The sequence below is a fragment of the Promicromonospora umidemergens genome (assembly GCF_024171995.1).
Lineage (GTDB): Bacteria > Actinomycetota > Actinomycetes > Actinomycetales > Cellulomonadaceae > Promicromonospora > Promicromonospora umidemergens.
The window spans coordinates 42,991-65,952 of sequence record NZ_JAMTCT010000025.1 but is presented as its reverse complement, the minus strand read 5'-3'; the positions used below and the strand labels follow the sequence as shown (position 1 = coordinate 65,952).

Genomic DNA, 22,962 nt, shown 5'->3' with positions numbered 1-22,962 from the left:
GGTGTCGTCGTACCTGAGTGTCAGTGGCGCATGGCAGCCTGTCGCACATGGACATCGTCGCAACGATTCTGCTGGCCCTCGGCGCTCTCGTCGTCGGCGTGCTGCTCGGGTGGCTCGGCCACGCACAGCGCGTTGCGCCCGCGCTCCGTGAGGCGGACCTGGAGACCGTACGCCTGCGCACCCAGGCCGAGTCGGTCGCACAGCAGATCGACGCCGCACAGGCACGGGCGGACGAGCAGATCGTCGCGGCGCGGGAACGCGCTACCGAGCAGATCGCCGCCGCACGTACCGAGCAGGAGGTCGTGCGCCGCCAGTTCCAGGCCCTGGCGGGCGACGCGCTCGACGCCAACAGCAAGCGTTTCCTCGAGCTCGCCGAGGAGCGGCTCAAGCGGTCGGCGTCGGACGGGGAGCAGGCGCTCGCCAAGCGCGAGGAGGCCGTGAAGTCGCTGGTGGACCCGCTGACCAAGGCTGTGGAGCTGGTGCGCAGCGAGGTGCTCCAGGCGGAGAAGGCCCGGATCGAGGGCCAGGGGGCGCTCGTGGAGCAGATGCGCAACGTCGCCGAGGTGTCGGCCGACCTGCGCAACGGCACGGCGGACCTGGTCACGGCGCTGCGCTCGTCGCAGACGCGCGGGGCGTGGGGCGAGCTGCAGCTGCGCAAGGTCGTGGAGTCGGCGGGCATGATCAACCGCGTCGACTTCACCGAGCAGGCCCAGGTCACCACCGACGACGGCACGCTCCGCCCGGACATGGTCGTCAACCTCGCCGGCGGCAAGCGTGTGGTCGTGGACTCCAAGGTCGCGTTCCTCGGCTTTCTGGAGGCGCAGCAGTCCGACGACGCCGCGTACCGCGAGCAGCGCCTCGACGCGCACGTGCGGCACATGCGCAAGCACGTGGACGACCTGGCCGGAAAGAAGTACTGGAACCAGTTCGAGCCCGCACCGGAGTTCGTCGTGATGTTCGTACCGGCGGAGGCGTTCCTGTCGGCGGCGCTGGAGCGCGCACCGGAGCTGCTGGAGTACGCGGCGCAGAAGAACGTCATCATCGCGACGCCCACCACGATGCTCGCCCTGCTGCGCACTGTCGCGTACGCCTGGCGGCAGGAGGCGCTGGCGGAGAACGCGCAGAAGGTCCTCACGGTCGGCAAGGAGCTCTACGCACGCCTGGTCACCATGACCGGGCACGTCACCAAGACAGGACGCGCGCTGGAGTCCGCGACGAAGAGCTACAACCAGATGATCGGCTCGCTGGAGCGCAACGTGCTCACGTCGGCCCGGCGGATGGTCGAGCTCGACGTGGTCGACGCGCGGGACACGATCGACGAGATCAGGGGCATCGAAGAGGTGCCGCGCCCCATCACCAAGCCCGAGCTGCTGGCGGCGGAGGAGGGCGGCGTCGTCGCGATCGACCGCGCACAGGACAACGACGGCGTGCTGGTGCAGCAGCTGGAGGTCACCGAGCTCGCGGTGAGCGACAAGCGCGCACTGGAGGCGGTCGAGCGCACCGAGGGCGGCGCGGAGAACGACGCGGCGGCGGGCTGAGCCCCGGGGCTCGGTCCGGCCGCACCGGGCACGGATGATCGGCAAAACGTCAGGTGATCGGCAACTCGGGTTGCCGATCACCTGACGTTTTACCGATCACACGGTCCAGCGGCCACACGGTCCAGCGGCCACACGGTCCAGCGGTCACCGGCGCGGCCATGCGCCTCGCGACGCCGCGCGGGCGTGCCTCAGGCCTGCGGCAGCTCCGGGCGGGCCTCGCGGCGCGGACGCTTGGGCTCCTCGCCGGCGGCCTTGAGCCCGGCGCGGAGCTCGCGCGGCAGCGAGAACATGAGGTCCTCGGTAGCGGTCCGGACCTCGTCGACGGTGCCGAAGCCGTGGCCGGCGAGGTGCGCGAGGACGTCCTCCACCAGGATCTCCGGCACCGAGGCACCCGAGGTCACGCCCACCGTGGTGACGCCCTCCAGCCACTCGTCCTTGATCTCGGTCTTGCGGTCCACGCGGTAGGAGGCAGTGGCACCCGCCTTGAGCGCCACCTCGACCAGTCGAACGGAGTTGGACGAGTTGGCCGAGCCCACCACGATGACGAGGTCGCACTCCGGCGCCAGCTTCTTCACCGCCACCTGGCGGTTCTGCGTGGCGTAGCAGATGTCGTCGCTGGGCGGGTCCTGCAGGGTCGGGAACTTCTGGCGCAGCCGCCGCACGGTCTCCATGGTCTCGTCCACCGAGAGCGTGGTCTGCGAGATCCACACGACCTTGTCGGGGTCGCGCACCACCACCTGATCGACGTCGTCCGGCGAGTTCACGATCTGCACGTGCTCGGGCGCTTCGCCGGCCGTGCCCTCGACCTCCTCGTGACCGGTGTGCCCGATCAGCAGGATGTCGTAGTCGTCCTTCGCGAACCGCACCGCTTCCTTGTGCACCTTGGTGACCAGGGGGCAGGTCGCGTCGATGGTGTCGAGGCTGCGGGCCACGGCGGAGGCGCGCACGGCCGGGGACACACCGTGCGCCGAGAAGACGAGCCGGCCGCCCTCCGGCACCTCGTCGGTCTCGTTGACGAAGATCGCGCCGCGTTCCCGCAGCGTCTCGACCACGTGCTTGTTGTGCACGATCTCCTTGCGCACATAGACAGGTGTGCCGTAGGTCTCCAACGCCTTCTCGACGGCGATGACGGCACGGTCGACACCGGCGCAATAACCGCGGGGCGCAGCCAGCAGGACGCGCTTGGTCTGGGTCTCAGCAGGACGCTCAGGGCTCGTGACAGTCACACCTGCAGTCTAGGGGCGGCGTGCGGAGGGCTTGTGTCGGTGGTGGGTGGCAGGGTTGGACACGTGACGGAACCAACCCAGCGGCCGCTGACCACCGAGCTCCCCCGGAAAGCACTCGACACCACTCCCACCAGCCCCTGGCCGGTCCGCGTGCTCTCGGAGAAGATCAAGGGCTACATCGACAAGATGCCGCCGGTCTGGGTCGAGGGGCAGGTGGTGCAGTTCAACCAGCGCCCCGGCTCCGGCATGCAGTGGCTCACACTCCGTGACACCGAGGCGGATGCCTCCCTGCCCGTGACCATCTTCTCGCGCGTCCTCAGCACCTTGGCGCAGCCGCCGAGCGAGGGCGATCACGTCGTGGTGCACGCCAAGCCCGTGTTCTGGACCAAGCGCGGGACGCTGCAGATGCAGGCCGGTGAGATCAAGGCTGTCGGCGTCGGCGAGCTGCTCGCCCGGATCGAGGCGCTCAAGAAGGTCCTCGCGGCGGAGGGCCTGTTCGACCTCTCCCGCAAGCGGAAGCTCCCGTTCCTGCCCGCCGTCGTGGGACTCGTGTGCGGACGCGAGTCCAAGGCGGAGCACGACGTCGTGGTGAACGCCCGCGCCCGCTGGCCCCAGGTGCGGTTCGAGATCCGCGAGGTAGCGGTGCAGGGCGTCAACGCGGTGCGCGAGGTGTCGAACGCCATAGCCGAGCTCGACCAGGACCCGAGCGTCGACGTCATCGTGGTCGCCCGCGGCGGCGGTTCGGTCGAGGACCTGCTGCCCTTCAGCAACGAGTCGATGGTGCGCGCCGCCGCACAGGCCCGCACTCCCCTGGTCAGCGCCATCGGTCACGAGACCGACGCGCCGCTCCTCGACCTCGTCGCCGACTACCGCGCCTCCACACCGACCGACGCCGCCAAGCGGATCGTGCCCGACGTCTCCGAGGAGCGCCTGCGCCTCACCCAGGCCCGGAGCCGGATGCGCGGAGCCGTCACGGCGATGCTCGACCGCGAGCAGCACGGGCTCGACGGCATCCGCTCGCGCCCGGTCCTCGCCGTGCCGCACACCATGCTGGATTCCCGCGAGCGCGACATCGTCCAGGCGCTCCGGCACAGCCGCAACGCGCTGAACGCGCTGCTCCTGCGTGCGACCGGCGAGATCGGGCGGCTCGGCGCCCAGGTGCGGGCACTCTCCCCGGCGTCGACGCTGGAGCGGGGCTACGCCGTCGTGCAGCGCGCTGACGGCCACGTGGTGCGGCGGCCCGACGACGTCGCGGTCGGCGCGGGCGTGCACGTGCGCCTCGCGGAAGGTGTCCTGGACGCCGAGGTCACCGCGACAGCCTCGTAGTCCTGGCCCGGCAGGACCCGCCTCACGTCGCGGCTGCGCCACCCGCCGCGCGACGCAGCCTCCTCGCGAGGCGCTCGAACGCCATCGCGAGCTCGCTGCCCTCGATCACCTCGATGTCGACGTCGAGCTGTGTCATCCACAGCGCGAGGTGGTCCGGGTCGTCGGAACCCACGTCGACCCGGCAGGTGGACTCGTCGACCGCCTCGATATCGACCGGGATGTGGATCTTCGCGGCGACCGCCGCGGCGGGAGCATGCACGAGCACCCGGGCGCGATACTTCGAGGCCCCCTTGCTGACGCGTCCGACGACGTACTCGACGACCTTGTCGTCCGGGATGACGCGCGGCCGGAACCGCGCCCCCGTCGGTGCGCGCGGAACCATGCGGTCGACACGGAAGACCCGCCAGTCGTCCCGGTCGAGATCCCACGCGAGCAGATACCAGAGCGGCCCCCAGCTCACCAGCCGTTGCGGTTCGGTGTGGCGCGCCGCTTCGCTGCCCCCGGGCTTGGTGTACCCGAACCGGAGCCGCTCGTGGGCACGGACCGCTGCCGCGACCACGCCGAGCAGCGAGAGATCGAGCGGCAGGTCGGCACCCGGGACGACGCTCGTCGCCTCCCGGACCGCCTCGACGCGTCGGCGCAAGCGCGAGGGCAACACCTGCTCCAGCTTCGCGAGCGCCGTGAGCGAGGTCTCTTCGACACCGAGCCCCCGGGTCGCGACCGCACCCAGCCCGACCGCGACGGCGACGGCCTCGTCGTCGTCGAGCAGCAGCGGGGGCATCGCCGTCCCGGCGACCAGCCGGTACCCGCCCGCGACGCCGGGACGCGCGTCCACGGGATAGCCGAGCGACCGCAGCTTGCCGATGTCGGCGCGAACGGTCCTCGTGCTCACCCCGAGCCGGCCGGCGAGCTCGGAGCTCGTCCAGTCGCGCTTGAGCTGGAGCAACGACAGCAGCTCGAGAAGGCGGGCCGAGGTCTCCAACATGTTCTCGATCATTCCAGCGATCGCGGAAGCTAACCTGCCGCATTACCGGGGAACGTGGACGTCATGAACGAGAACAACGCGCTCACGCCGTTCCGCATCAACATCCCGCAGGCCGACGTCGACGACCTGCGCGACCGGCTGGCACGCACGCGGTGGCCGATCCCCGTGCCGGGCCGGGACGACCCCACCGACTTCAGCCGCGGTATCCCGCTGGGTTACCTGAAGGAGCTCGCCGAGTACTGGCGCGACGGGTTCGACTGGCGCGCACAGGAGGCGCGGCTCAACGAGTACGAACAGCTCACGACGGTCGTCGACGGCCAGACGTTCCACGTCCTCCACGCGCGATCGGCGAACCCGGCGGCCACTCCGCTGATCCTGAACAACGGCTGGCCGAGCTCGTTCGTCGAGTACCAGCAACTCGTCCCGCTGCTGACCGACGAGTTCCACGTGGTCATCCCGTCGCTGCCCGGCTTCGGGTTCTCCACCCCGCTGTCGGGGACCGGCTGGCAGCTGGCACGGACGTCGGACGCCTATGCCGAGATCATGACGCGTCTGGGCTACGAGAGGTTCGCGGCCCACGGCACCGACATCGGTGCGGGCACCACCGGGCTCCTCGCGTCGGTCTACCCGGAGCGCGTCATCGGCACGCACCTGGGCAGTGACCGCTGGTGGCTCGGGTTGGTCGGCGACAAGCTTCCCTACCCCGACGGCCTGTCCGACGACGAGGTCACCCAGATCGAGGCACTGCACACCGAGAGTGCGGCCGAGCGCGGGTATATCGGGATGCACAACCACCGGCCCGACACGATCGGCGCGGCACTCACCGACTCGCCGGCCGGTCAGCTCGCGTGGATCGCCGAGAAGTTCAAGAGCAGGACCAGCGGCGGCTACCGGACCCCGGAGGTCGACCGCGACCAGCTCCTCACGAACGTCAGCCTGTACTGGTTCACCCGCAGCGGCGCGTCGATCGCGCAGTTCTACTACGAGTCCGAGCACTCCGGAGCCGGCATGGCCATGGCCACGGGGGTACCGTCCGGATGGGCCGTCTTCGACACCCATCCGCTCGTGCGCCGAGCGATGGACCCCTGGAAGGCGATCGGCCACTGGAGCGAGTTCACCGAGGGCGGCCACTTCCCCGCGATGGAGGAGCCGAAGCTGCTCGCGGACGACCTCCGCACCTTCTTCCGCGGCATCTCCTGACTCCGCGCCAGGGCCTGCGGGGGCCTCGGATACGGCGGTAATAGAGGCCAGAACCTGTCCGCTTCGCCTGACATCGTGGGTGTCATGACAGAGAACAGCGCACTCACACCGTTCCGCATCGACATCCCGCAGGCCGACGTCGACGACCTGCACGACCGGCTCGCCCGTACCCGGCGGCCCCTCCCGGTACCCGGCCGGGACGACCGCACGGACTTCAGCCGCGGCATCCCGCAGGCCTACCTGGCGGAGCTCGCCGAGTACTGGCGCGACGGTTTCGACTGGCGTGCGCAGGAAGCGGCACTCAACGAGTACGAGCAGCTCACGACCGTCGTCGACGGCCAGACGTTCCATGTCGTGCACGTGCGCTCGGCCAACCCCGACGCCACCCCGCTGATCCTGAGCCACGGCTGGCCGGGCTCGTTCGTCGAGTACCAGCGCCTCGTCCCGCTGCTGACGGACGAGTTCCACGTGGTCATCCCGTCGCTACCGGGGTTCGGGTTCTCCACCCCGCTGTCGGGCACCGGCTGGGAGGTGGCGCGCACGACCGAGGCGTACGCCGAGATCATGACTCGGCTCGGCTACGAGCGGTTCGCCGCGCACGGCACCGACATCGGCGCCGGCACCACCGGTCGGCTCGCCGCGCTCTACCCCGAGCGGGTCATCGGCACCCACGTCGGCAGCGACGGCCGGATGCTCGGCATGGTGGGCGACAAATTCCCGTACCCCGAGGGGCTGTCCGAGGACGAGGTCGCCCAGATCGAGAAGATCCGCGCCGAGGACGCCGCCGAGCGGGGCTACTTCGAGATGCAGAACCACCGCCCCGACACCATCGGCGCCGCCCTGGTCGACTCGCCCGTCGGCCAGCTCGCTTGGATCGCCGAGAAGTTCCAGACCTGGACCAACGGCGCCCACCAGACCCCTGACGATGCGGTCGACCGGGACCAGCTGCTCACCAACGTCAGCCTCTACTGGTTCACCCGCAGCGGTGCGTCGAGCGCGCAGTTCTACTACGAGTCCGAGCATGCGGGTCTCGACTGGGCCGGGTCCGCTGACGTGCCGGCCGCCTGGGCCGTGTTCGACACGCACCCCCTCATGCGTCGCACGATGGACCCGTGGAACGCGGCCAGCCACTGGAGCGAGTTCACCGAGGGCGGCCACTTCCCCGCGATGGAGGAGCCCGAGCTGCTGGCGAACGACATCCGCGCGTTCTTCCGCGACCTCGCCTGACCCCGCTCAGATCCGCCGGGCCACGAACACCCATTCGAGACCCGGCCGGTCTGGTGCGTCCAGCACCTCGTCGACCTCGAACCCCGCGGCGCTCAACGACGCCTCGATCTCGTCCCGCTCGCGGAACCGCAGGGTCGAGACCGAGGTGACCACGTCGCCGTCGGGCAGCATGCCGGGCGGGAAGCGATAGGACTGCTGGAAGGTGACCAGTGGCAGTGCGACCTCCAGCAGGTCGCTCCACATCTCGACCGGCCCGACGCCGGGGATGTCGCGGCGGGCGGACCTGCGCTCGCGGGTCCAGCCGAGCCAGGCCTGCCGCGCAGGCACCCGGGTCTCGAACACGAGGCGGCCCCCGTGGCGGAGCGCCTCCCGCACTGCCGCGAGCGCCTGCGCCCACTCGACGTCGGTGCCGAACACCTGGGCGACGTTGCCGGTCATGGTCGCCAGGTCCGCGGCGAGGCCGAGTCCGGCGACGGCCTCGGCCGCGCCCTCGACCCAGGTGACGGCACCGGCACCGGGCTTGGCCCGGGCGACCTCGAGCGACGCGGCGGCCGGGTCGACGCCTGTGACGCTCAGGCCGCGCCCGGCCAGCAGCAGGGCGAGCACCCCGGTCCCGCAGCCGACGTCGAGCACCGTGCGTGCGCCGAAGCGTTCAGCGAGCCCGACGTACAGGTCGAGGTCGCCGCGGTCGTCGTCGAAGGCGTCGTAGAGCCGCGCCAGGCGCGGGTCGACGAAGATCGGGTCGGGTGTGGTCATCGCACCATGTTCGCCCGGCGCGGGCGGAAGCCCAAGGACATTCGCGGCGTGCGGACACGCTGGGTGTTGCACCTCCGCGCGTGTCGCAGCGCCGACCGCTCGCCGGACGGCCCGTCACCAGTTCGACCGCGAGCACCACGGATCTGTGACCGGCGCACCGGGAGCGGCCCGGTGGCTTCACCCGGACCGGCTACGGTTCGCTCGTGACGACCATCCGACACGTCCTTTTCGACGCCGACGGTGTGCTCCAGGGGATCCCCGGCGGCTACTTCCACGCCGCCGCGCCGCTCCTCGGCGAGCACACCCTCGAGATCCTGGCCCTCGCGTCCGAGCGGGAGCACCCGCTCCTCGCGGGCGACGACGACTTCCTGCCGGTCCTCGCCGGGGTCCTCCGGGAGTACGGCGTAGAGGTGCCGGCAGCGGACCTGTACACGGCGGTGTGGCAGAACATCGAGCCCGCCACGGCCTCGCTCGACCTGGTGCGGCAGCTGCGCGAGGCGGGCTACGGGGTGCACCTGGGGACCAACCAGGTCCGGCGTCGGGCCGACTACATGCGGGCCACGCTGCCGTACGACGAGCTGTTCGACGTCAAGCTCTACTCCTGCGAGCTGGGGGTCGCCAAGCCGGACGCCGCGTTCTTCCAGAAGGCCGCGACCCGGATCGGGGCCGAGCCGGCCGCGATCCTCTTCATCGACGACCACCTCCCCAACGTCGAGGGTGCCCGGTCGACCGGGATGCCCGCCGTCCACTGGCGCCTCGTCGAGGGACACGACGTGCTGCTGGGGCGGCTCGCCGAGCACGGCGTCGCGCCTGCGTGATCCCCCCGTAGCCGCGCGCCGCGCCCACGCGCGGTGCACGGCGACCGCGGTCTACCGCTCGCGCTCCACCCGCCGCTCGTCCCACACGGGCTCGGCGGTCTCGCGCACCACCCCGTCGGACCCGAACACGAGGTACCTGTCGAACGACCGCGCGAACCAGCGGTCGTGCGTCACGGCCAGCACCGTCCCGTCGAACGACTCGAGGCCCTCCTGCAGCGCCTCGGCCGACTCGAGGTCGAGGTTGTCGGTGGGCTCGTCGAGCAGCAGCGCCGTCGAGCCTGCGAGCTCGAGCAGCAGGATCTGGAACCGGGCCTGCTGGCCGCCGGACAGGCGGTCGAAGGGCCGGTCCGCCGCCTCGGTGAGCTCGTAGCGCCGCAGCCGCGACATCGCCATGCCCTTGTTCTGCGCGTGGTCCTCCCACAGGATGTCGAGCAGCGTGCGGCCGAACAGCTCCGGGTGCGCGTGCGTCTGCGCGAAGTGTCCGGCGGACACTCTCGCCCCGAGCTTCCACGTGCCCGTGTGCGCGACGTCCCCGCCGGCGAGCAGCCGCAGGAAGTGGGACTTGCCCGACCCGTTCGAGCCCAGCACCGCTACCCGTTCGCCGTAGAAGACCTCCAGGTCGAACGGCTTCATGAGCCCGGTGAGCTCCAGGCCCACACAGGTCACGGCGCGCAGGCCGGTGCGTCCGCCGCGCAGCTTCATCGAGATGTCCTGCTCGCGCGGCGGCTCCGGCGGGGGCCCTGCCTCTTCGTACTTCCGCAGCCGGGTCTGCGCCGCCCGGTACCTCGACGCCATGTCGGGGCTGCTCGCCGCCTGGTTCCGCAGCGTCAGGACCAGCTTCTTGAGCTGCGCGTGCTTCTCGTCCCAGCGGCGGCGCAGCTCCTCGAACCGGGCGAACCGCTCGCGCCGTGCGTCGTGGAACGTGGCGAACCCGCCGCCGTGCACCCAGGCGTCGGCGCCGGCCGGGCCCGGCTCCAGCGACACGATCCGGTCCGCCGCGCGCGAGAGCAGCTCCCGGTCGTGGGACACGAACAGGATCGTCTTCTTGGTGGCCTTGAGCTGCGCCTCCAGCCAGCGCTTGCCCGGCACGTCGAGGTAGTTGTCCGGCTCGTCGAGCAGCAGCACCTCGTCCGTGCCGCGCAGCAGCGCCTCCAGCACGAGCCGCTTCTGCTCACCGCCCGACATGGTCCGCACCTCGCGGAACTGCGCCCGGTCGTAGGGCAGCCCGAGCGCGGCCATGGTGCAGACGTCCCACAGGGTCTCGGCCTCGTACCCGCGTACCTCTGCCCAGTCCGACAGGGCCTGCGCGTACGCCATCTGGGCTGCCTCGTCGTCGACGGTCAGCATCGCGTGCTCCGCCTCGTCGACGGCGCGCGCCACCTCGCGGAGGCGGGGTGCGGACACGGACACCAGCAGGTCACGCACGGTTGTCTCGTCGCGCACCGAGCCGACGAACTGGCGCATCACGCCGAGCCCGCCGCTCACCGCCACGGAGCCGCCGTGCGGGGTCAGCTCACCGGTGATGATGCGCAGCAGGGTGGTCTTGCCCGCGCCGTTCGGCCCCACGATCGCCGTCGCGCTGCCCTCGCCCACGCGGAACGAGACGTCACCCAGCAAGGTCCGGCCATCCGGCAGGTGGTATTCGGCGTGCGCTACTTCGAGATGGCCCATGGGTCACCATGGTCCGACGTCGGACCGGCCAGGACCAAACTGTTTCGCGGAACCGACGCCGGGAACCAGCTCTCGGACGCGCAGCGACCTACCTGTGGACGGAGTCCGCGGATGTCGGTGGTGTGCTGTTGACTGTTCCCGTGAGTACAGATGCTGTGACCGAGGCCGGCACCGATCCGGCGAAGGACGCCCTCGACGTCGCGACGCTCAGCTACGAGCAGGCACGCGACGAGCTCGTGCAGGTGGTCAGCCGCCTGGAGACCGGTGGCGAGCCGCTGGAGGCGTCGCTGGCACTTTGGGAGCGTGGTGAGGCCCTGGCGGCGCGCTGCCAGGAGTGGCTCGACGGCGCGCGCGAACGCCTCGCGGCCGCGCGGGACGGGTCTGCCGAGTCGCCCGAGGGCGCCGAGTGAGCGCGTACGTCCTCGCCGTGGGCGAGGCCCTGGTGGACGAGGTGCGTCGCCCGGACGGCTCCACCGCCGAGCATCCCGGCGGCAGCATCGCCAACGTGGCGCTCACGCTGGGCCGCCTTGGCCGGGAGGTCCGGCTCGCGACCTGGCTCGGCGCCGACGCGCGGGGCGACCTGGTGCGCGACTGGCTCGCCGAGTCCGACGTCGAGCTCGTGCAGGGCAGCGACGGTGCGGAGCGCACCAGCGTCGCGGTGGCCACGCTGGACGACGGCGGCTCGGCCACCTACGACTTCGACCTGACCTGGCAGGTGCCCGCCCAGGCGATGCCGGGCGGGGACACCAGTGCCGAGCCGAGCGCCCAGGTCGGCGGCAGCGATGCGCTCGCCGTGCACACCGGCTCGATCGCGGCGCTGCTCGAACCGGGTGCCGGACAGGTGCGGCAGGTCCTTGAGGCCGCGAGGACGACGTCGACCACCACGTACGACCCGAACGCACGGCCCGCGATCATGGGCTCCGCCGAGGAGGTGCGCCCGCGCGTCGAAGCGCTGGTGGACCTGTCCGACGTGGTCAAGGTGAGCGACGAGGACCTGGCCTGGCTCTACCCGGGGTCCGACCCGGTGGCCGTCGCGCGCGACTGGCAGCGCGGCACGCCCGCGCTGGTGGTGGTCACGTTCGGCGGCAAGGGAGCCGTAGCCGTGTCCGACGCCGGAGAGGTCGAGGCGGTGGCTCCGCGGGTCGAGGTCGTCGACACCGTGGGGGCCGGCGACTCGTTCATGGGCGCTCTGATCGACGGGCTGTGGGAGCACGAGCTGCTGGGCGCCGACCGGCGGGACGCGCTGAACGCCGTCGCCCCGGCGACCCTGCAGCAGATCGTCGACCGCTGCTGCGCCGTCGCGGCCATCACCGTGTCCCGCGCGGGAGCCAACCCGCCCAGTCGAATGGAGATCGGCCGATGAACCCGGAACCGGAGCGGCTCAGCCCGCGCGACGCCTGGGCGCTCCTGCGCTCGGGCAACGACCGCTTCGTGGCGGACGCACCTGCCCACCCGTCCCAGAACGCCGAACGGCGCCGCGAGCTGCAGTCCACGCAGCACCCGCACACCGTGATCTTCGGCTGCTCGGACTCTCGCGTCGCCGCCGAGATCATCTTCGACCAGGGCCTGGGCGACGTGTTCGTGGTGCGCACGGCGGGGCACGTCGTGGACACCACGGTGATCGGCTCGATCGAGTACGGGGTCGACCTGCTCGGTGCGTCCCTCGTGGTCGTGCTGGGCCACGACTCGTGCGGTGCCGTGGCGGCCGCCGCTCACACGCTAGCGACGGGCGAGCAGCCAGGCGGGTTCGTGCGTGCAGTGGTGGACCGGGTGATTCCCTCGATCGTCAACATCACCTCGGGAGACCCCGCCAAGGCGATGGCCGCACTGGCCGACCAGGACCTGCTGCGCCGCGAGCACGTGAAGCACACCGTCGGGATGCTGCACAGCTACTCGGCCGGCCTGGCCCAGGCCGTCGAGGAGGGCAGGTGCGCCGTGGTCGGCCTCGAGTACGACCTCGCCGTCGGCAGCGCGCGCATGGTGAACGTGATCGGGGAGGTCGGCGAGCTGCCGTCGCCCGTGGCGCACGCGGAGTGACCTCAGGGGTGACAGGAGTCACGCGCTCGGGTGCGTCGGCGGGGCGAGGCTGCGGCACGATAGTTCCATGACTGCTGACACCGTCGTCCCTTCGCGCTCTCCCGAGTCCGGCGACACGACCGAATACCGCATCGAGCACGACACCATGGGTGAGGTCCGGGTCCCGGCGAACGCCTTGTACCGCGCGCAGACGCAGCGGGCCGTCGAGAACTTCCCCATCTCCGGCACCCCGCTCGAGCGTGCGCACATCGAGGCGCTGGCCCGCGTGAAGAAGGCCGCCGCCACCGCGAACGCGGAGCTCGGCGTGCTCGACCAGGACATCGCCTCTGCCATCGTCGCGGCCGCTGACGAGGTCGCCTCCGGCAAGCACGACAGCCACTTCCCGATCGACGTCTTCCAGACCGGCTCGGGCACGTCGTCGAACATGAACACCAACGAGGTCCTCGCGACGCTCGCGACCGCCGCGCTCGGCCGGGACGTGCACCCGAACGACCACGTGAACGCGTCGCAGTCGTCGAACGACGTGTTCCCGACCTCTGTGCACGTCGCCGCGACGTCCGGCGTCGTGAACGACCTGATCCCCGCGCTGAACCACCTGGCGGAGGCGCTCCAGGCGAAGTCCGCCGAGTACGGAGAGGTGGTGAAGTCCGGCCGCACGCACCTCATGGACGCCACGCCGGTCACGCTCGGCCAGGAGTTCGGCGGGTACGCAGCGGCGATCCGCTACGGCGTCGAGCGGCTCCAGGCCGCGCTCCCCCGCGCCGCGGAGGTCCCGCTGGGCGGCACGGCCGTCGGCACCGGCATCAACACGCCGGCCGGGTTCCCGCAGCGCGTCATCGCCCTGCTCGCCGAGGACACCGGCCTGCCGCTGACCGAGGCCCGTGACCACTTCGAGGCACAGTCCGCACGAGACGGTCTGGTCGAGCTGTCCGGTGCCCTTCGCACCATCGCGGTCTCCGTGACGAAGATCTGCAACGACCTGCGCTGGATGGGCTCCGGCCCGAACACGGGCCTCGGCGAGATCTCGCTGCCCGACCTGCAGCCGGGCTCGTCGATCATGCCGGGCAAGGTCAACCCCGTCATCCCCGAGGCCGTGCTCATGGTGTGCGCGCGCGTCATCGGCAACGACGCGACGGTGGCGTGGGCCGGCGCCTCCGGCTCGTTCGAGCTCAACGTGCAGATCCCGGTGATCGCGCAGGGCGTGCTGGAGTCGATCCGACTGCTGTCGAACTCGTCGCGCGTGCTGGCGGACAAGACCATCGTCGGCATCACCGCGAACGTCGAGCGCGCCCGCGCGCTCGCCGAGTCGTCCCCGTCGATCGTGACGCCGCTGAACCGCGTGATCGGCTACGAGGCCGCCGCGAAGGTCGCGAAGACCGCCGTCAAGGAGGGCATCACCGTGCGGCAGGCAGTGATCGACCTCGGCTTCGTCGAGCGCGGCGAGCTCACCGAGGAGCAGCTCGACACCGCGCTGGACGTGCTGTCGATGACCCGTCCGCCGCAGGCCTGACAAGACCGCTGGTCGAGCTTGTCGAGACCCGGGTCTCGACAAGCTCGACCAGCGACGAGCGTGGACTGATCAGGAGACGGGAGCTTCGGCGGCCGGGGCAGCCGTCTTGTCGGCGTCGCTCGACAGGAGGATGAACGCCGCCGCGGCGACACCGACCGTCGCGACAGTGGCGACCGTCGCGGCGATCGCGACCTGGGTCGCGACGGTGGCCACGCCCCACTCGCTGCCGGCGATCTCCTCGGCCCGCTCCTCGGCGGCCTTGCGCTGCTCCTTGCCGACCAGACGGGGCACCAGGCCCGACCCGTGCAGCAGGGAGATCAGGGTGGCGGTGCGCTCGTCGGGCTCAGCGCCCTCGAGCAGGACCTTCGTGAGGTTGGCGCGCAGCGCGACCTCGTGGCTCGAGTCAGCAGCGGGCCAGCGGGTGATCGGGAGCATCCGGAAGAGCCTGGACTCCTCCTTCTCGAGGATCCCGCGCTCGACGAGGGCCGCCAGCAGGTTGTCCTCCGCCTTGTCGGAGATGGCCTCGACGACCTTCCGCGCCGGCGCCTCAGGGGTGTCGAGCACGGCCTGCAGTGCGGCGTCGAGGGCCACGTGGCCGGTGGGGGCGTTGTCGGTGACGAGGATCGCGGTGTCCCCAGCCTTCTCACGCTCCTCCTTGGTCGCGCCGGCCTCCGGCGCGCCCCGCATGAGGGTCTTGTTCGCGGCAGCGAGGTCGGCAAGGAGCGCACCCGCGAGGCGAACACCCAGGTTGTCGACGTTGGCGGTCTTGCCCGTCTCGTCATCGACGGCGAGCAGCAGGAAGTCTTCGGCAATCAGCATGGTCTGATGCTATATCCGACAAGGGGGACACACCCCAATTAAGACTCTTGCTGAGCGCGATCAGTGTGCGCTGCGCCGCGATGTCCTTTGGTTAGCCTTACCTAAGTCTGCTACGGTCGCTCCTGCACTCGGAGAAGCGCACCGCTGGACTGCGGGGCTGGGGGGTTTCCGTCCAGTGGCACGCTGAAGCTCAAGGGCATGTCAGACGCTCAGGTCACCCTCGTGACCTGAGCGTCTGACATGCCCGGGCGGTTGCACCCGGCGCGCGGTCAGACCTCCAAGCGCTCCAGCATGTCGGTCACCAGCGCGGCGACCGGCGAGCGCTCCGAACGGGTCAGGGTGACGTGCGCGAAGAGCGGGTGCCCCTTGAGCGCCTCGATGACCGCGGCGACACCGTCGTGCCGCCCGACCCGCAGGTTGTCGCGCTGCGCGACGTCGTGCGTGAGCACCACGCGCGAGCCCTGGCCGATCCGGGACAGCACCGTCAGCAGGACGTTCCGCTCGAGCGACTGCGCCTCGTCCACGATGACGAAGGAGTCGTGCAGGGAACGCCCGCGGATGTGCGTGAGCGGCAGCACCTCGAGCATGTCGCGCTCCATGACCTCCTCGACCACGGCCGGCGAGACCAACGCACCGAGCGTGTCGTAGACGGCCTGCCCCCACGGGTTCATCTTCTCGGACTCGGAGCCGGGCAGGTAGCCCAGCTCCTGTCCGCCCACCGCGTACAGCGGCCGGAACACGACCACCTTGCGGTGCTGGTTCCGCTCCAGCACGGACTCCAGCCCCGCGCACAGGGCGAGCGCCGACTTCCCGGTACCGGCCCGGCCACCGAGCGAGACGATCCCGATCTCCTGGTCGAGCAGCAGGTCGATCGCCACGCGCTGCTCGGCCGAGCGGCCGTGGACCCCGAACACGTCCTGGTCACCGCGGACCAGCCGCACCCGCTTGTCCGCCGTCACCCGCCCGAGCGCGGAACCTCCCGGCGAGTGCACCACCATCCCCGTGTGCACCAGCAGCGGCGTCGCCGCCTCGACGGTCGCAGGGTCCAGGCTCGCGATCTCCACCGAGTCGCTCTCCCAGAGGGATCCCATCTGCTCGTCGGAGAGGTCGATCTCGCGCATCCCGGTCCAGCCCGAGTCCACCGCGAGCTCAGCCTTGTACTCCTCGGCCGGCAGACCGACGGCGGACGCCTTCACCCGCATCGGCAGGTCCTTGGAGACCACCGTGACACTGTTGCCCTCTGCCGCCAGGTTGGCGGCCACGGCGAGGATGCGCGTGTCGTTGTCGCCCAGCCGGAAGCCGGCAGGCAGGACCATGGGGTCCACATGGTTGAGCTCCACCCGCAGAGTTCCGTCAGCGTCCCCCACGGGGACCGGTGAGTCGAGGCGGCCGTGCTGCACCCGCAGCCCGTCCAGCATCCGCAGGGCGCTCCGGGCGAAGTACCCGAGCTCGGGGTGGTGACGCTTGGCCTCCAGCTCCGTGATCACGACGATCGGGAGTACGACGTCGTGCTCCGCGAACCGCAACATCGCCTTCGGATCACTCAACAGCACAGACGTGTCGATGACGAAGGTCCTGCGCTCGTCACCGGCCGCGCCGGGAGCGGCGTCGGCACTCTGGTCGGTCGGACGGGTGGTGTTTGCGGAATGGCTCACTACGGTTCTCCCTCCGGCGCCGAAGCGCCGTGACAGTCACGTCGCTACCTGGCGGGTACCGCCTGACGGCGGAACCGACCCGGACGAACCGGGACTGGTGGATGGGCCGGGTGACCGACTCGGTACGCCGCGGCGTGGCGCAGAGCCGGGACCGGCCCTTCTCCACGGAGCGAGCACTCCATAGGTTGGCCTCCCGAAGGGGCGACTGGGTGCCGTCCCTCAATGTGGAAACTACGCGCACTGCCATCCCATGACCAGACCCACGCACCGGCGGGTCGCATGTTGTCACGAACTGTTCACACGCTGGCAATGGCTTGACCCGCACCCCAAGGGATGGCAAAACTCGCTGGGCGGCGCGCCGTAGCGGCAGATAGGACGACGTGGCACTACTACCTGGCGGGTAAGGTAAAGCAAGGTGTGCCGGGAAGTCTGGTCGGCGTGGACCGGGTCGACCGGTCCTTCTCAGACGACCCGCAAAGCCGAGAGGACACGCGTTGATCCCTAACGCCGCCGCACCCACCCGAATCCAGCGCCTGCGGGCCTGGGCCGCCCGAGAGACCACTGGCGGTGCGCTCCTGATCGGGGCTGCGTTCCTTGCCCTGCTGTGGGCCAACTCCCCCTGGCGGGAGACCTACCAGGCGCTGTCCGAGACGGTGATCGGGCCGGCCGCGCTCGGACCGCTGCCGGTACACCTCGACCTGTCGCTCAGCACCTGGGCCGCCGACGGCCTGCTCGCCATCTTCTTCTTCGTGGTCGGTGTCGAGCTCAAGCAGGAGTTCGTCGCAGGCAGCCTGCGCAACCCGAAGGAAGCCGGCGTCCCGATGATCGCGGCGGTCGGCGGCATGGCCGTCCCCGCCCTGGTCTACGTCGGCGTCGTCCTGGCGCTCGGCGACCCCAGCGCCCTGCACGGCTGGGCCATCCCCAGCGCCACGGACATCGCGTTCGCCGTCGGGGTCCTCGCGATCTTCGGTCGCGGCCTGCCGATAGCGATCCGGACCTTCCTGCTGACGCTCGCTGTGGTGGACGACCTGCTCGCGATCGTCGTCATCGCGATCTTCTACACCAGCGAGATCCACTGGCTGTCCCTGCTCGGCACGCTCGCCTGCGTCGCCCTGTTCCTGTGGCACGTCCGGTCGCGCAAGCCCCGCTGGTTCGTCCTCCTGCCGCTCGCCGTCGTGGCCTGGGCACTGATGCACGCGTCCGGCGTGCACGCGACCATCGCGGGCGTGCTGCTCGGCTTCACCGTGCCGGCGCTCGCCCTGCACGGCGAGGCGAAGTCCCGCACCACCCAGTACGAGCACCGGCTCAAGCCGCTGTCGTCCGGCATCGCGCTGCCCGTGTTCGCGTTCTTCGCCGCGGGCGTCTCGCTGCTGGACGGCGACGGGCCCGGCGCCGTGATCGGTCAGCCGGTCGTCGCGGCGATCGCCGCCGGACTCATCCTGGGCAAGCTCATCGGCGTGCTCGGGACCACGGCGCTGCTCACCCGGCTCACACCGCTGCGCCTGCCGGACGGCATCGGCGTGCGCGACCTGCTGCCCGTCGGGTTCCTGGCCGGCATCGGGTTCACCGTGTCGCTGCTGATCAGCGAGCTGTCGTTCGGCGACTCGGAGCACACCGACGGGGCCAAGATCGCCATCCTCGGCGCCTCGGTGCTCGCCGCGATCCTCGGCGCGATCTCGCTGCGCTGGGACGCCCGCCGCGCCCGCTCGTCCGACATGAACCTCGACGGCCGGGCCGACGAGGTCCACGAGTACATCGGCGACGCCAAGGACCGCGAGTCCAGCTGACACCACCCTGCCGAGGTAGGACCAGGGCGAAGTAGAGCTGCAGCGCACCCGGTGGGTGCGCTGCAGCTCTGTCTCGTCGCAGTCCTACCTCGGCAGGATGGTCAGTACTCCAGGAGGAGCGCCTCGCCCTGGCCTCCGCCACCGCACAGGCCGACGGCGGCCCTGCCACCCCCGCGCCGCGCCAGCTCGTGCGCCGCGTGGACGGCGATGCGGGCCCCGGACGCCCCGACAGGGTGCCCCAGCGCGATCCCCCCGCCGTGCACGTTGACGCGGTCCAGCGGGACGCCCAGTGCCTTCGCGGACACGCCGACCACCACGGCGAACGCCTCGTTGATCTCGACGACGTCGAGATCGTCAGCCGTCCACCCCTGCCGCTCCAGAGCCTGGGCGATCGCCCGGGCCGGCTGGGAGTGCAGCGAGTTGTCCGGGCCGGCCACCTGGCCGTGCGCGCGAACCGTCGCGAGCACGGGCACCCCCGCCGCTTCCGCACGGCCGCGCGTGGTGAGCACGAGCGCCGAGGCGCCGTCGGAGATCTGCGACGAGTTGCCCGCCGTCAGCGTCCCCTCGCCCGCGAACGCCGGGCGCAGCTTCGCCAGCGACTCGGGCGTCGTGTCGGGCCGGACGCCCTCGTCGGTGCGCACCTCGACCGGCTCGCCGCGGCGCTGCGGCACCGACACCGGCGCGAGCTCCGCCTCGAACACCCCGTCCTTCGCCGCCGCCGCGGCCCGCTGGTGGGAGGCAGCGGCAATCGCGTCCTGCTCCTCGCGGGACACGAACACGGAGCCCGAGTTGTGGTCCTCCGTCGAGATGCCCATAGAGACGCCGTCGAACGCGTCGGTCAGGGCGTCGTGCGCCGTCGCGTCCAGGAGCTCCGCGGGGCCGTAGCCGAACCCGAACCGGGACCCGGGCAGCATGTGCGGTGCGTTCGTCATCGATTCCTGCCCGCCCACGAGCACCACGGCGGCCTCGCCCGTCCGCAGCAGCCGTGCGCCGTCGATGATCGCCGTGAGCCCGGAGAGGCAGACCTTGTTGACCGTGACCGCCTGCACCTCCCAGGAGACGCCGGCGGCGACCGCCGTCTGCCGGGCCGGGTTCTGCCCTGCCCCCGCCTGGATCACCTGGCCGAAGACCACCTTGTCGACCTCGGCGGCCAGTGCCCCCGCGCCGTCCAGGGCGCGTCGCGCCGCCACCGCGCCCAGCTCGACGGCGCTCAGCGTGGCCAGCGAACCTTTCAGCCGTCCCTGCGGCGTCCGCGCCGCTGAGACGATCACCACGTCGTCAGCCCTGTTCTTCTGGGCGCTGGTCTTGTCAGCGCCGTTCTCTGCACCCGGTCCGGCGCTCGTGGCGCCTCCCGGAGTGGTGCTCGGGTCAGTCATGGGACCTCCTTTGGTCTTCCGTCCAGCGTAAACCTCAGTACGTGGGGGATCTGCTCACTCCCCCGCGAAGTCCCACCGGCCGGGCGCGGAGAAGAACGCCCAGGTGCCGCCCATCGGGACCTCGTCGACCCCGGGACGCCCGTAGTCGCACACCCCGTCCCGGAAGACCTGGCGGAGCCGGTGCCACTGGCGCGTGGACGTCGCCGGGTAGTCGGCCTGGTCCGGCGCCGTCCGCCGGCACGTGATCACGTCGCTGGCGAGCGGGCCGCCCGCGACGATCCGCGGGGAGGTGAACGTCGGGTAGAGGTCGTCGCACCGGCCGGCGTCGGGCCGGATGTCCTCGACGACCTTCTTGCTCTCCAGCTCCTCCGGCGAACCGATGGCGCCAGGCGTCCAGCAGGCGTCGACCAGGTCGGCGGGCTTGCTGTCGACGACGACGTCGTGCGGGTCACGCCCGGACTCGTCGGCGCGGACGGCGCGGAGCCACCGGTCCATCTGCTCGAGCGCCTGGACGAGCACCGGGTTCGCGGGGTCGAAGCCCCCGTAGGTGTTGTCCTGGACGAGCATCACCTGGTTGTCGGCGTCACCGTTGGCCTCGATCAGCCGATCCCGCGTGGAGAACGAGTGGTACCGCATGTGGATGTCGCCGCCCGCCAGATCGTCGGTGTACGCGCGGAAGTCGATGATCGGCGTCCGGGCCAGCCCGCCTCCGCCGTCGAGCATGCGTCCCGTCCGGTACGCCGCCCGCCGGGCCGCCGGATCCGCACGGATCCGTTCCGCCGTGGGCTCGGCGTCGATGTCGAAGCCCCCGATCCCCTCGTTCAGGTCGAGGAACTGGTCCACGCTGATCGCGCCGTCCCGCAGGGCATCGAGGCCGTACTGCACCCCGCCGTTGTCGAGCGGGCGCAGCGCGAACCCCGTGCCGCGGTCGATCCCGTACGCGTTGCGGGTGTGGTCCCAGACGGTCGCACGCGCCCCGGTCGGGTTGGTCTCGGCGTCGTAGCGCAGCTCCAGCGGGACCGACCCGTCGAACTCGGCGTCAGGATCGAGACGCTTGGCGCCGTCGCTCTGCGCGGCGATCGACTGGTGCACCCCGAAGCCCGACACGGCGAGCTGCTGCTGGGGTGTGAAGGTGTCCGCGCCAGGTTCGTCGCCGGTGAACCACGTGTGCAGCAGGCGCGCGTCGGCCAGCTTCTGCGAGGTGCCGAAGCCGACGTCAGGGAAGCCGCAACCCACGATGATCCCGTCCAGCAGGCCGGGGTAGGAGTCGGCGGCCTGGTGCGCCTGGTACGCGCCGCCGGAGCACCCCCAGCCCATCGTGTGGTCGGGCTCGCCGTACGCCTCGACGAACACCTCCTTGGTCAGCGCGAGCGACTCGGTGGTCAGCAGGTCCGAGCAGTTGTTGCCGAACGCGTTGAGGGTGTTCGAGGCGACGGCGAAGCCGCGCGACAGCATCGGGTCGACCAGCACGCCGCCCGTCACGCTGCCCTGCTGGTACCAGCCACCCCGGCAGCCTCCGCCGAGCGTGTAGACCAACCGGCCGTTCCATCCCGCGCTGCGCTGGTGCGCCGTCGGCTCCGCCTCGCCCGCCGGGTCGTGCAGGCTCGCGATCTCGTAGATCCCGCGGTTCGCCGTACCGATCTCGACCCGGACGATGTACGGCACCTCCGCGCCGTCCAGCGTCGTGGTCGTGGCGAGGTCCGCCGGGTGCCGCGCCGGGTCCGGCAGCGCCGCGAACTTCCCCCCTGTCGTGCGGTAGAGGTACTCGACCCGGGTCGTGAGCGAGCAGTCCTCGTCGACCGGCGCGCCCCCTGGCGTTCCCGCCGGGCTCCGGTACTCCGCCGTCTCGCAGAAGAACGGCTCCTGCTGCGGCCCGGAGAACACCGGTCCGGTGGCCGGGTGCACGTCGATCCGCTCCGCCGACGCCGCTGTGCCTGCCGCCCGCGCGACCAGCCTGTGACGGCCTGGATCCAGCCCGTCGACCAGGCCGAGCAGGCCGTTGCCGTCGGCTCGGAAGGACTCCGTCACGTCGACGCCGTCGCGGGTCACCGTCACCTCGACCGGCTCGACCCCTGCCGGCACGGTGACGCGCGCGAGGGTCTCCGTGCCGCTCACGGCGTCCGGCCGGCTCGAGACGGTGACGATCCGGAGGCCGCCGGTGTCACCGCCCGATGTGCCGTCCTCCTCCGCCGCCGCGGACGTCACGACGGCGAGCGGGACGACGAGGGCGGTGACCGCCACGCTGGTCAGGGTTCGGCTCAGCGTTCGGCTCAGGGATCGGCGACCTGGTGGCCGACGGCGCATGGGCAGTGGCATGGAGCAGCTCCTCATCGAGTCAACTACGGGACGACCGGGTGATACAGCTCGGTGGGAGGGGCTAGCTCGCCGCCTCGGCGAGGTCCACCGTGAGGTCCGGCTCCGTCTTCTCGACGACCTCGTCGGCCGTGACCCCTGGCGCGAGCTCCCGCAGGACCAGGCCGGACGGCGTCACGTCGAGCACCGCCAGGTCCGTGATGATCCGGTTCACCACACCCTTGCCGGTCAGCGGCAGCGAGCAGGTGCGCAGGATCTTCGGCGACCCGTCGCGCGCCACGTGCTCCATCAGGATGATCACGCGGCCGGCGCCGTGCACCAGGTCCATGGCGCCGCCCATGCCCTTGACCATCTTTCCCGGGATCATCCAGTTGGCCAGGTCGCCCGTGGCTGACACCTGCATGCCGCCGAGGATGGCGGCGTCGATCTTGCCGCCGCGGATCATCCCGAACGACGTCGCGGAGTCGAAGATCGACGAGCCGGGCAGCAGCGTCACCGTCTCCTTGCCCGCGTTGATCAGGTCGGGATCCACCTCGTCCTCCGTGGGGTACGGCCCAACGCCCAGGATCCCGTTCTCCGACTGCAGCACCAGGTGCCGGCCCTCCGGCACGTAGTTCGGCACGAGCGTCGGCAGCCCGATGCCCAGGTTCACGTACATGCCGTCGGTCAGCTCGCGCGCGGCGCGCGCGGCCATCTCGTGTCGTGTCAGCGCCATGGG

The 22,962-nt window shown here is 71.2% G+C and carries 19 protein-coding genes; 10 read left to right on the top strand and 9 right to left on the bottom strand.

Going from position 1 to position 22,962, the window contains the following annotated elements:
• The first annotated feature begins 47 nt into the window (after positions 1 to 47).
• Entirely contained in the window at positions 48 to 1,538 is a 1,491-nt protein-coding gene (locus APR04_RS26170) for a DNA recombination protein RmuC (RefSeq protein WP_253876487.1), read from the top strand.
• Positions 1,539 to 1,726: 188 nt separating this feature from the next.
• Here APR04_RS26170 and APR04_RS26165 read toward each other — a convergent pair whose 3' ends face one another.
• Positions 1,727 to 2,764 (bottom strand): 4-hydroxy-3-methylbut-2-enyl diphosphate reductase, encoded by a 1,038-nt coding sequence (locus APR04_RS26165; RefSeq protein WP_253876479.1) that lies wholly within the window; start codon positions 2,762 to 2,764, stop codon positions 1,727 to 1,729.
• A 63-nt stretch (positions 2,765 to 2,827) separates the two neighbouring features.
• Between APR04_RS26165 and xseA the strand changes: the two genes are divergently transcribed.
• Complete coding sequence (gene xseA, locus APR04_RS26160) at positions 2,828 to 4,090, top strand: exodeoxyribonuclease VII large subunit (RefSeq protein ID WP_253876477.1); 1,263 nt, start codon at positions 2,828 to 2,830, stop codon at positions 4,088 to 4,090.
• 22 nt (positions 4,091 to 4,112) lie between these two features.
• On the opposite strand, the gene APR04_RS26155 is transcribed toward xseA, so the two are convergent.
• Entirely contained in the window at positions 4,113 to 5,075 is a 963-nt protein-coding gene (locus APR04_RS26155; protein ID WP_253876475.1) for a helix-turn-helix transcriptional regulator, read from the bottom strand.
• Positions 5,076 to 5,138: 63 nt separating this feature from the next.
• Here APR04_RS26155 and APR04_RS26150 point away from each other — a divergent pair, with 63 nt between their 5' ends.
• Both APR04_RS26150 and APR04_RS26145 read left to right on the top strand, forming a co-directional pair.
• Positions 5,139 to 6,275 (top strand): epoxide hydrolase family protein, encoded by a 1,137-nt coding sequence (locus APR04_RS26150; RefSeq protein WP_253876473.1) that lies wholly within the window; start codon positions 5,139 to 5,141, stop codon positions 6,273 to 6,275.
• An 84-nt stretch (positions 6,276 to 6,359) separates the two neighbouring features.
• Entirely contained in the window at positions 6,360 to 7,502 is a 1,143-nt protein-coding gene (locus APR04_RS26145; protein WP_253876471.1) for an epoxide hydrolase family protein, read from the top strand.
• Positions 7,503 to 7,508: 6 nt separating this feature from the next.
• Here the strand turns inward: APR04_RS26145 and APR04_RS26140 are convergent, their stop codons facing one another.
• The gene (locus APR04_RS26140) at positions 7,509 to 8,258 is read right to left on the bottom strand and encodes a class I SAM-dependent methyltransferase (RefSeq protein ID WP_253876469.1); all 750 of its coding nucleotides are present in this window, start codon (positions 8,256 to 8,258) and stop codon (positions 7,509 to 7,511) included.
• A 203-nt stretch (positions 8,259 to 8,461) separates the two neighbouring features.
• Here APR04_RS26140 and APR04_RS31165 point away from each other — a divergent pair, with 203 nt between their 5' ends.
• Positions 8,462 to 9,076, top strand: coding sequence for an HAD family hydrolase (locus APR04_RS31165; RefSeq protein ID WP_253876467.1), 615 nt, complete (start codon positions 8,462 to 8,464; stop codon positions 9,074 to 9,076).
• A gap of 51 nt (positions 9,077 to 9,127) precedes the next feature.
• Here the strand turns inward: APR04_RS31165 and APR04_RS26130 are convergent, their stop codons facing one another.
• Positions 9,128 to 10,747: an ABC-F family ATP-binding cassette domain-containing protein gene (locus APR04_RS26130; RefSeq protein ID WP_253876464.1), complete on the bottom strand. Its 1,620-nt coding sequence runs from the start codon at positions 10,745 to 10,747 to the stop codon at positions 9,128 to 9,130.
• 140 nt (positions 10,748 to 10,887) lie between these two features.
• Here APR04_RS26130 and APR04_RS26125 point away from each other — a divergent pair, with 140 nt between their 5' ends.
• The 4 genes from APR04_RS26125 to APR04_RS26110 all read left to right on the top strand — a co-directional run bounded on the left by APR04_RS26125 (position 10,888) and on the right by APR04_RS26110 (position 14,294).
• The gene (locus tag APR04_RS26125) at positions 10,888 to 11,157 is read left to right on the top strand and encodes an exodeoxyribonuclease VII small subunit (protein ID WP_253876461.1); all 270 of its coding nucleotides are present in this window, start codon (positions 10,888 to 10,890) and stop codon (positions 11,155 to 11,157) included.
• Positions 11,154 to 12,110: a carbohydrate kinase family protein gene (locus tag APR04_RS26120; protein ID WP_253876458.1), complete on the top strand. Its 957-nt coding sequence runs from the start codon at positions 11,154 to 11,156 to the stop codon at positions 12,108 to 12,110. The genes APR04_RS26125 and APR04_RS26120 overlap by 4 nt, the downstream gene beginning before the upstream one ends.
• The gene (locus APR04_RS26115; protein ID WP_253876456.1) at positions 12,107 to 12,784 is read left to right on the top strand and encodes a carbonic anhydrase; all 678 of its coding nucleotides are present in this window, start codon (positions 12,107 to 12,109) and stop codon (positions 12,782 to 12,784) included. The genes APR04_RS26120 and APR04_RS26115 overlap by 4 nt, the downstream gene beginning before the upstream one ends.
• A gap of 67 nt (positions 12,785 to 12,851) precedes the next feature.
• On the top strand, positions 12,852 to 14,294 hold the full coding sequence (locus APR04_RS26110) for a class II fumarate hydratase (RefSeq protein ID WP_253876454.1): 1,443 nt from the start codon (positions 12,852 to 12,854) through the stop codon (positions 14,292 to 14,294).
• Between the two features lie 69 nt (positions 14,295 to 14,363).
• On the opposite strand, the gene APR04_RS26105 is transcribed toward APR04_RS26110, so the two are convergent.
• Together APR04_RS26105 and phoH2 are read right to left on the bottom strand one after the other, a co-directional pair.
• Positions 14,364 to 15,113, bottom strand: coding sequence for a GOLPH3/VPS74 family protein (locus APR04_RS26105; RefSeq protein ID WP_253876445.1), 750 nt, complete (start codon positions 15,111 to 15,113; stop codon positions 14,364 to 14,366).
• Positions 15,114 to 15,382: 269 nt separating this feature from the next.
• Complete coding sequence (gene phoH2, locus APR04_RS26100) at positions 15,383 to 16,642, bottom strand: RNA 5'-3' helicase PhoH2 (RefSeq protein ID WP_253876535.1); 1,260 nt, start codon at positions 16,640 to 16,642, stop codon at positions 15,383 to 15,385.
• A gap of 620 nt (positions 16,643 to 17,262) precedes the next feature.
• On the opposite strand from phoH2, the gene nhaA reads away from it, so the two are divergent.
• Positions 17,263 to 18,555, top strand: coding sequence for a Na+/H+ antiporter NhaA (nhaA, locus tag APR04_RS26095; protein ID WP_253876443.1), 1,293 nt, complete (start codon positions 17,263 to 17,265; stop codon positions 18,553 to 18,555).
• A 101-nt stretch (positions 18,556 to 18,656) separates the two neighbouring features.
• On the opposite strand, the gene APR04_RS26090 is transcribed toward nhaA, so the two are convergent.
• From APR04_RS26090 to APR04_RS26080, 3 genes are all read right to left on the bottom strand, one after another.
• The gene (locus APR04_RS26090) at positions 18,657 to 19,829 is read right to left on the bottom strand and encodes an acetyl-CoA C-acyltransferase (protein WP_253876533.1); all 1,173 of its coding nucleotides are present in this window, start codon (positions 19,827 to 19,829) and stop codon (positions 18,657 to 18,659) included.
• 156 nt (positions 19,830 to 19,985) lie between these two features.
• Positions 19,986 to 22,172, bottom strand: coding sequence for a DUF6351 family protein (locus tag APR04_RS26085; protein ID WP_253876434.1), 2,187 nt, complete (start codon positions 22,170 to 22,172; stop codon positions 19,986 to 19,988).
• A 136-nt stretch (positions 22,173 to 22,308) separates the two neighbouring features.
• Positions 22,309 to 22,959 carry a CoA transferase subunit B gene (locus APR04_RS26080; protein ID WP_253876432.1) on the bottom strand — a complete coding sequence of 217 codons (651 nt, stop codon included), beginning with the start codon at positions 22,957 to 22,959 and terminating at the stop codon, positions 22,309 to 22,311.
• Positions 22,960 to 22,962 lie beyond the last annotated feature (3 nt).

Coding starts and splice junctions, on each gene's coding strand:
- APR04_RS26170 (WP_253876487.1), top strand. CDS start 48: ATGGACATCGTCGCAACGATTCTGCTGGCCCTCGGCGCTCTCGTCGTC.
- APR04_RS26155 (WP_253876475.1), bottom strand. CDS start 5,075: ATGTTGGAGACCTCGGCCCGCCTTCTCGAGCTGCTGTCGTTGCTCCAG.
- APR04_RS26150 (WP_253876473.1), top strand. CDS start 5,139: ATGAACGAGAACAACGCGCTCACGCCGTTCCGCATCAACATCCCGCAG.
- APR04_RS26145 (WP_253876471.1), top strand. CDS start 6,360: ATGACAGAGAACAGCGCACTCACACCGTTCCGCATCGACATCCCGCAG.
- APR04_RS26140 (WP_253876469.1), bottom strand. CDS start 8,258: ATGACCACACCCGACCCGATCTTCGTCGACCCGCGCCTGGCGCGGCTC.
- APR04_RS26130 (WP_253876464.1), bottom strand. CDS start 10,747: ATGGGCCATCTCGAAGTAGCGCACGCCGAATACCACCTGCCGGATGGC.
- APR04_RS26115 (WP_253876456.1), top strand. CDS start 12,107: ATGAACCCGGAACCGGAGCGGCTCAGCCCGCGCGACGCCTGGGCGCTC.
- APR04_RS26110 (WP_253876454.1), top strand. CDS start 12,852: ATGACTGCTGACACCGTCGTCCCTTCGCGCTCTCCCGAGTCCGGCGAC.
- APR04_RS26105 (WP_253876445.1), bottom strand. CDS start 15,113: ATGCTGATTGCCGAAGACTTCCTGCTGCTCGCCGTCGATGACGAGACG.
- phoH2 (WP_253876535.1), bottom strand. CDS start 16,642: ATGTTGCGGTTCGCGGAGCACGACGTCGTACTCCCGATCGTCGTGATC.
- APR04_RS26080 (WP_253876432.1), bottom strand. CDS start 22,959: ATGGCGCTGACACGACACGAGATGGCCGCGCGCGCCGCGCGCGAGCTG.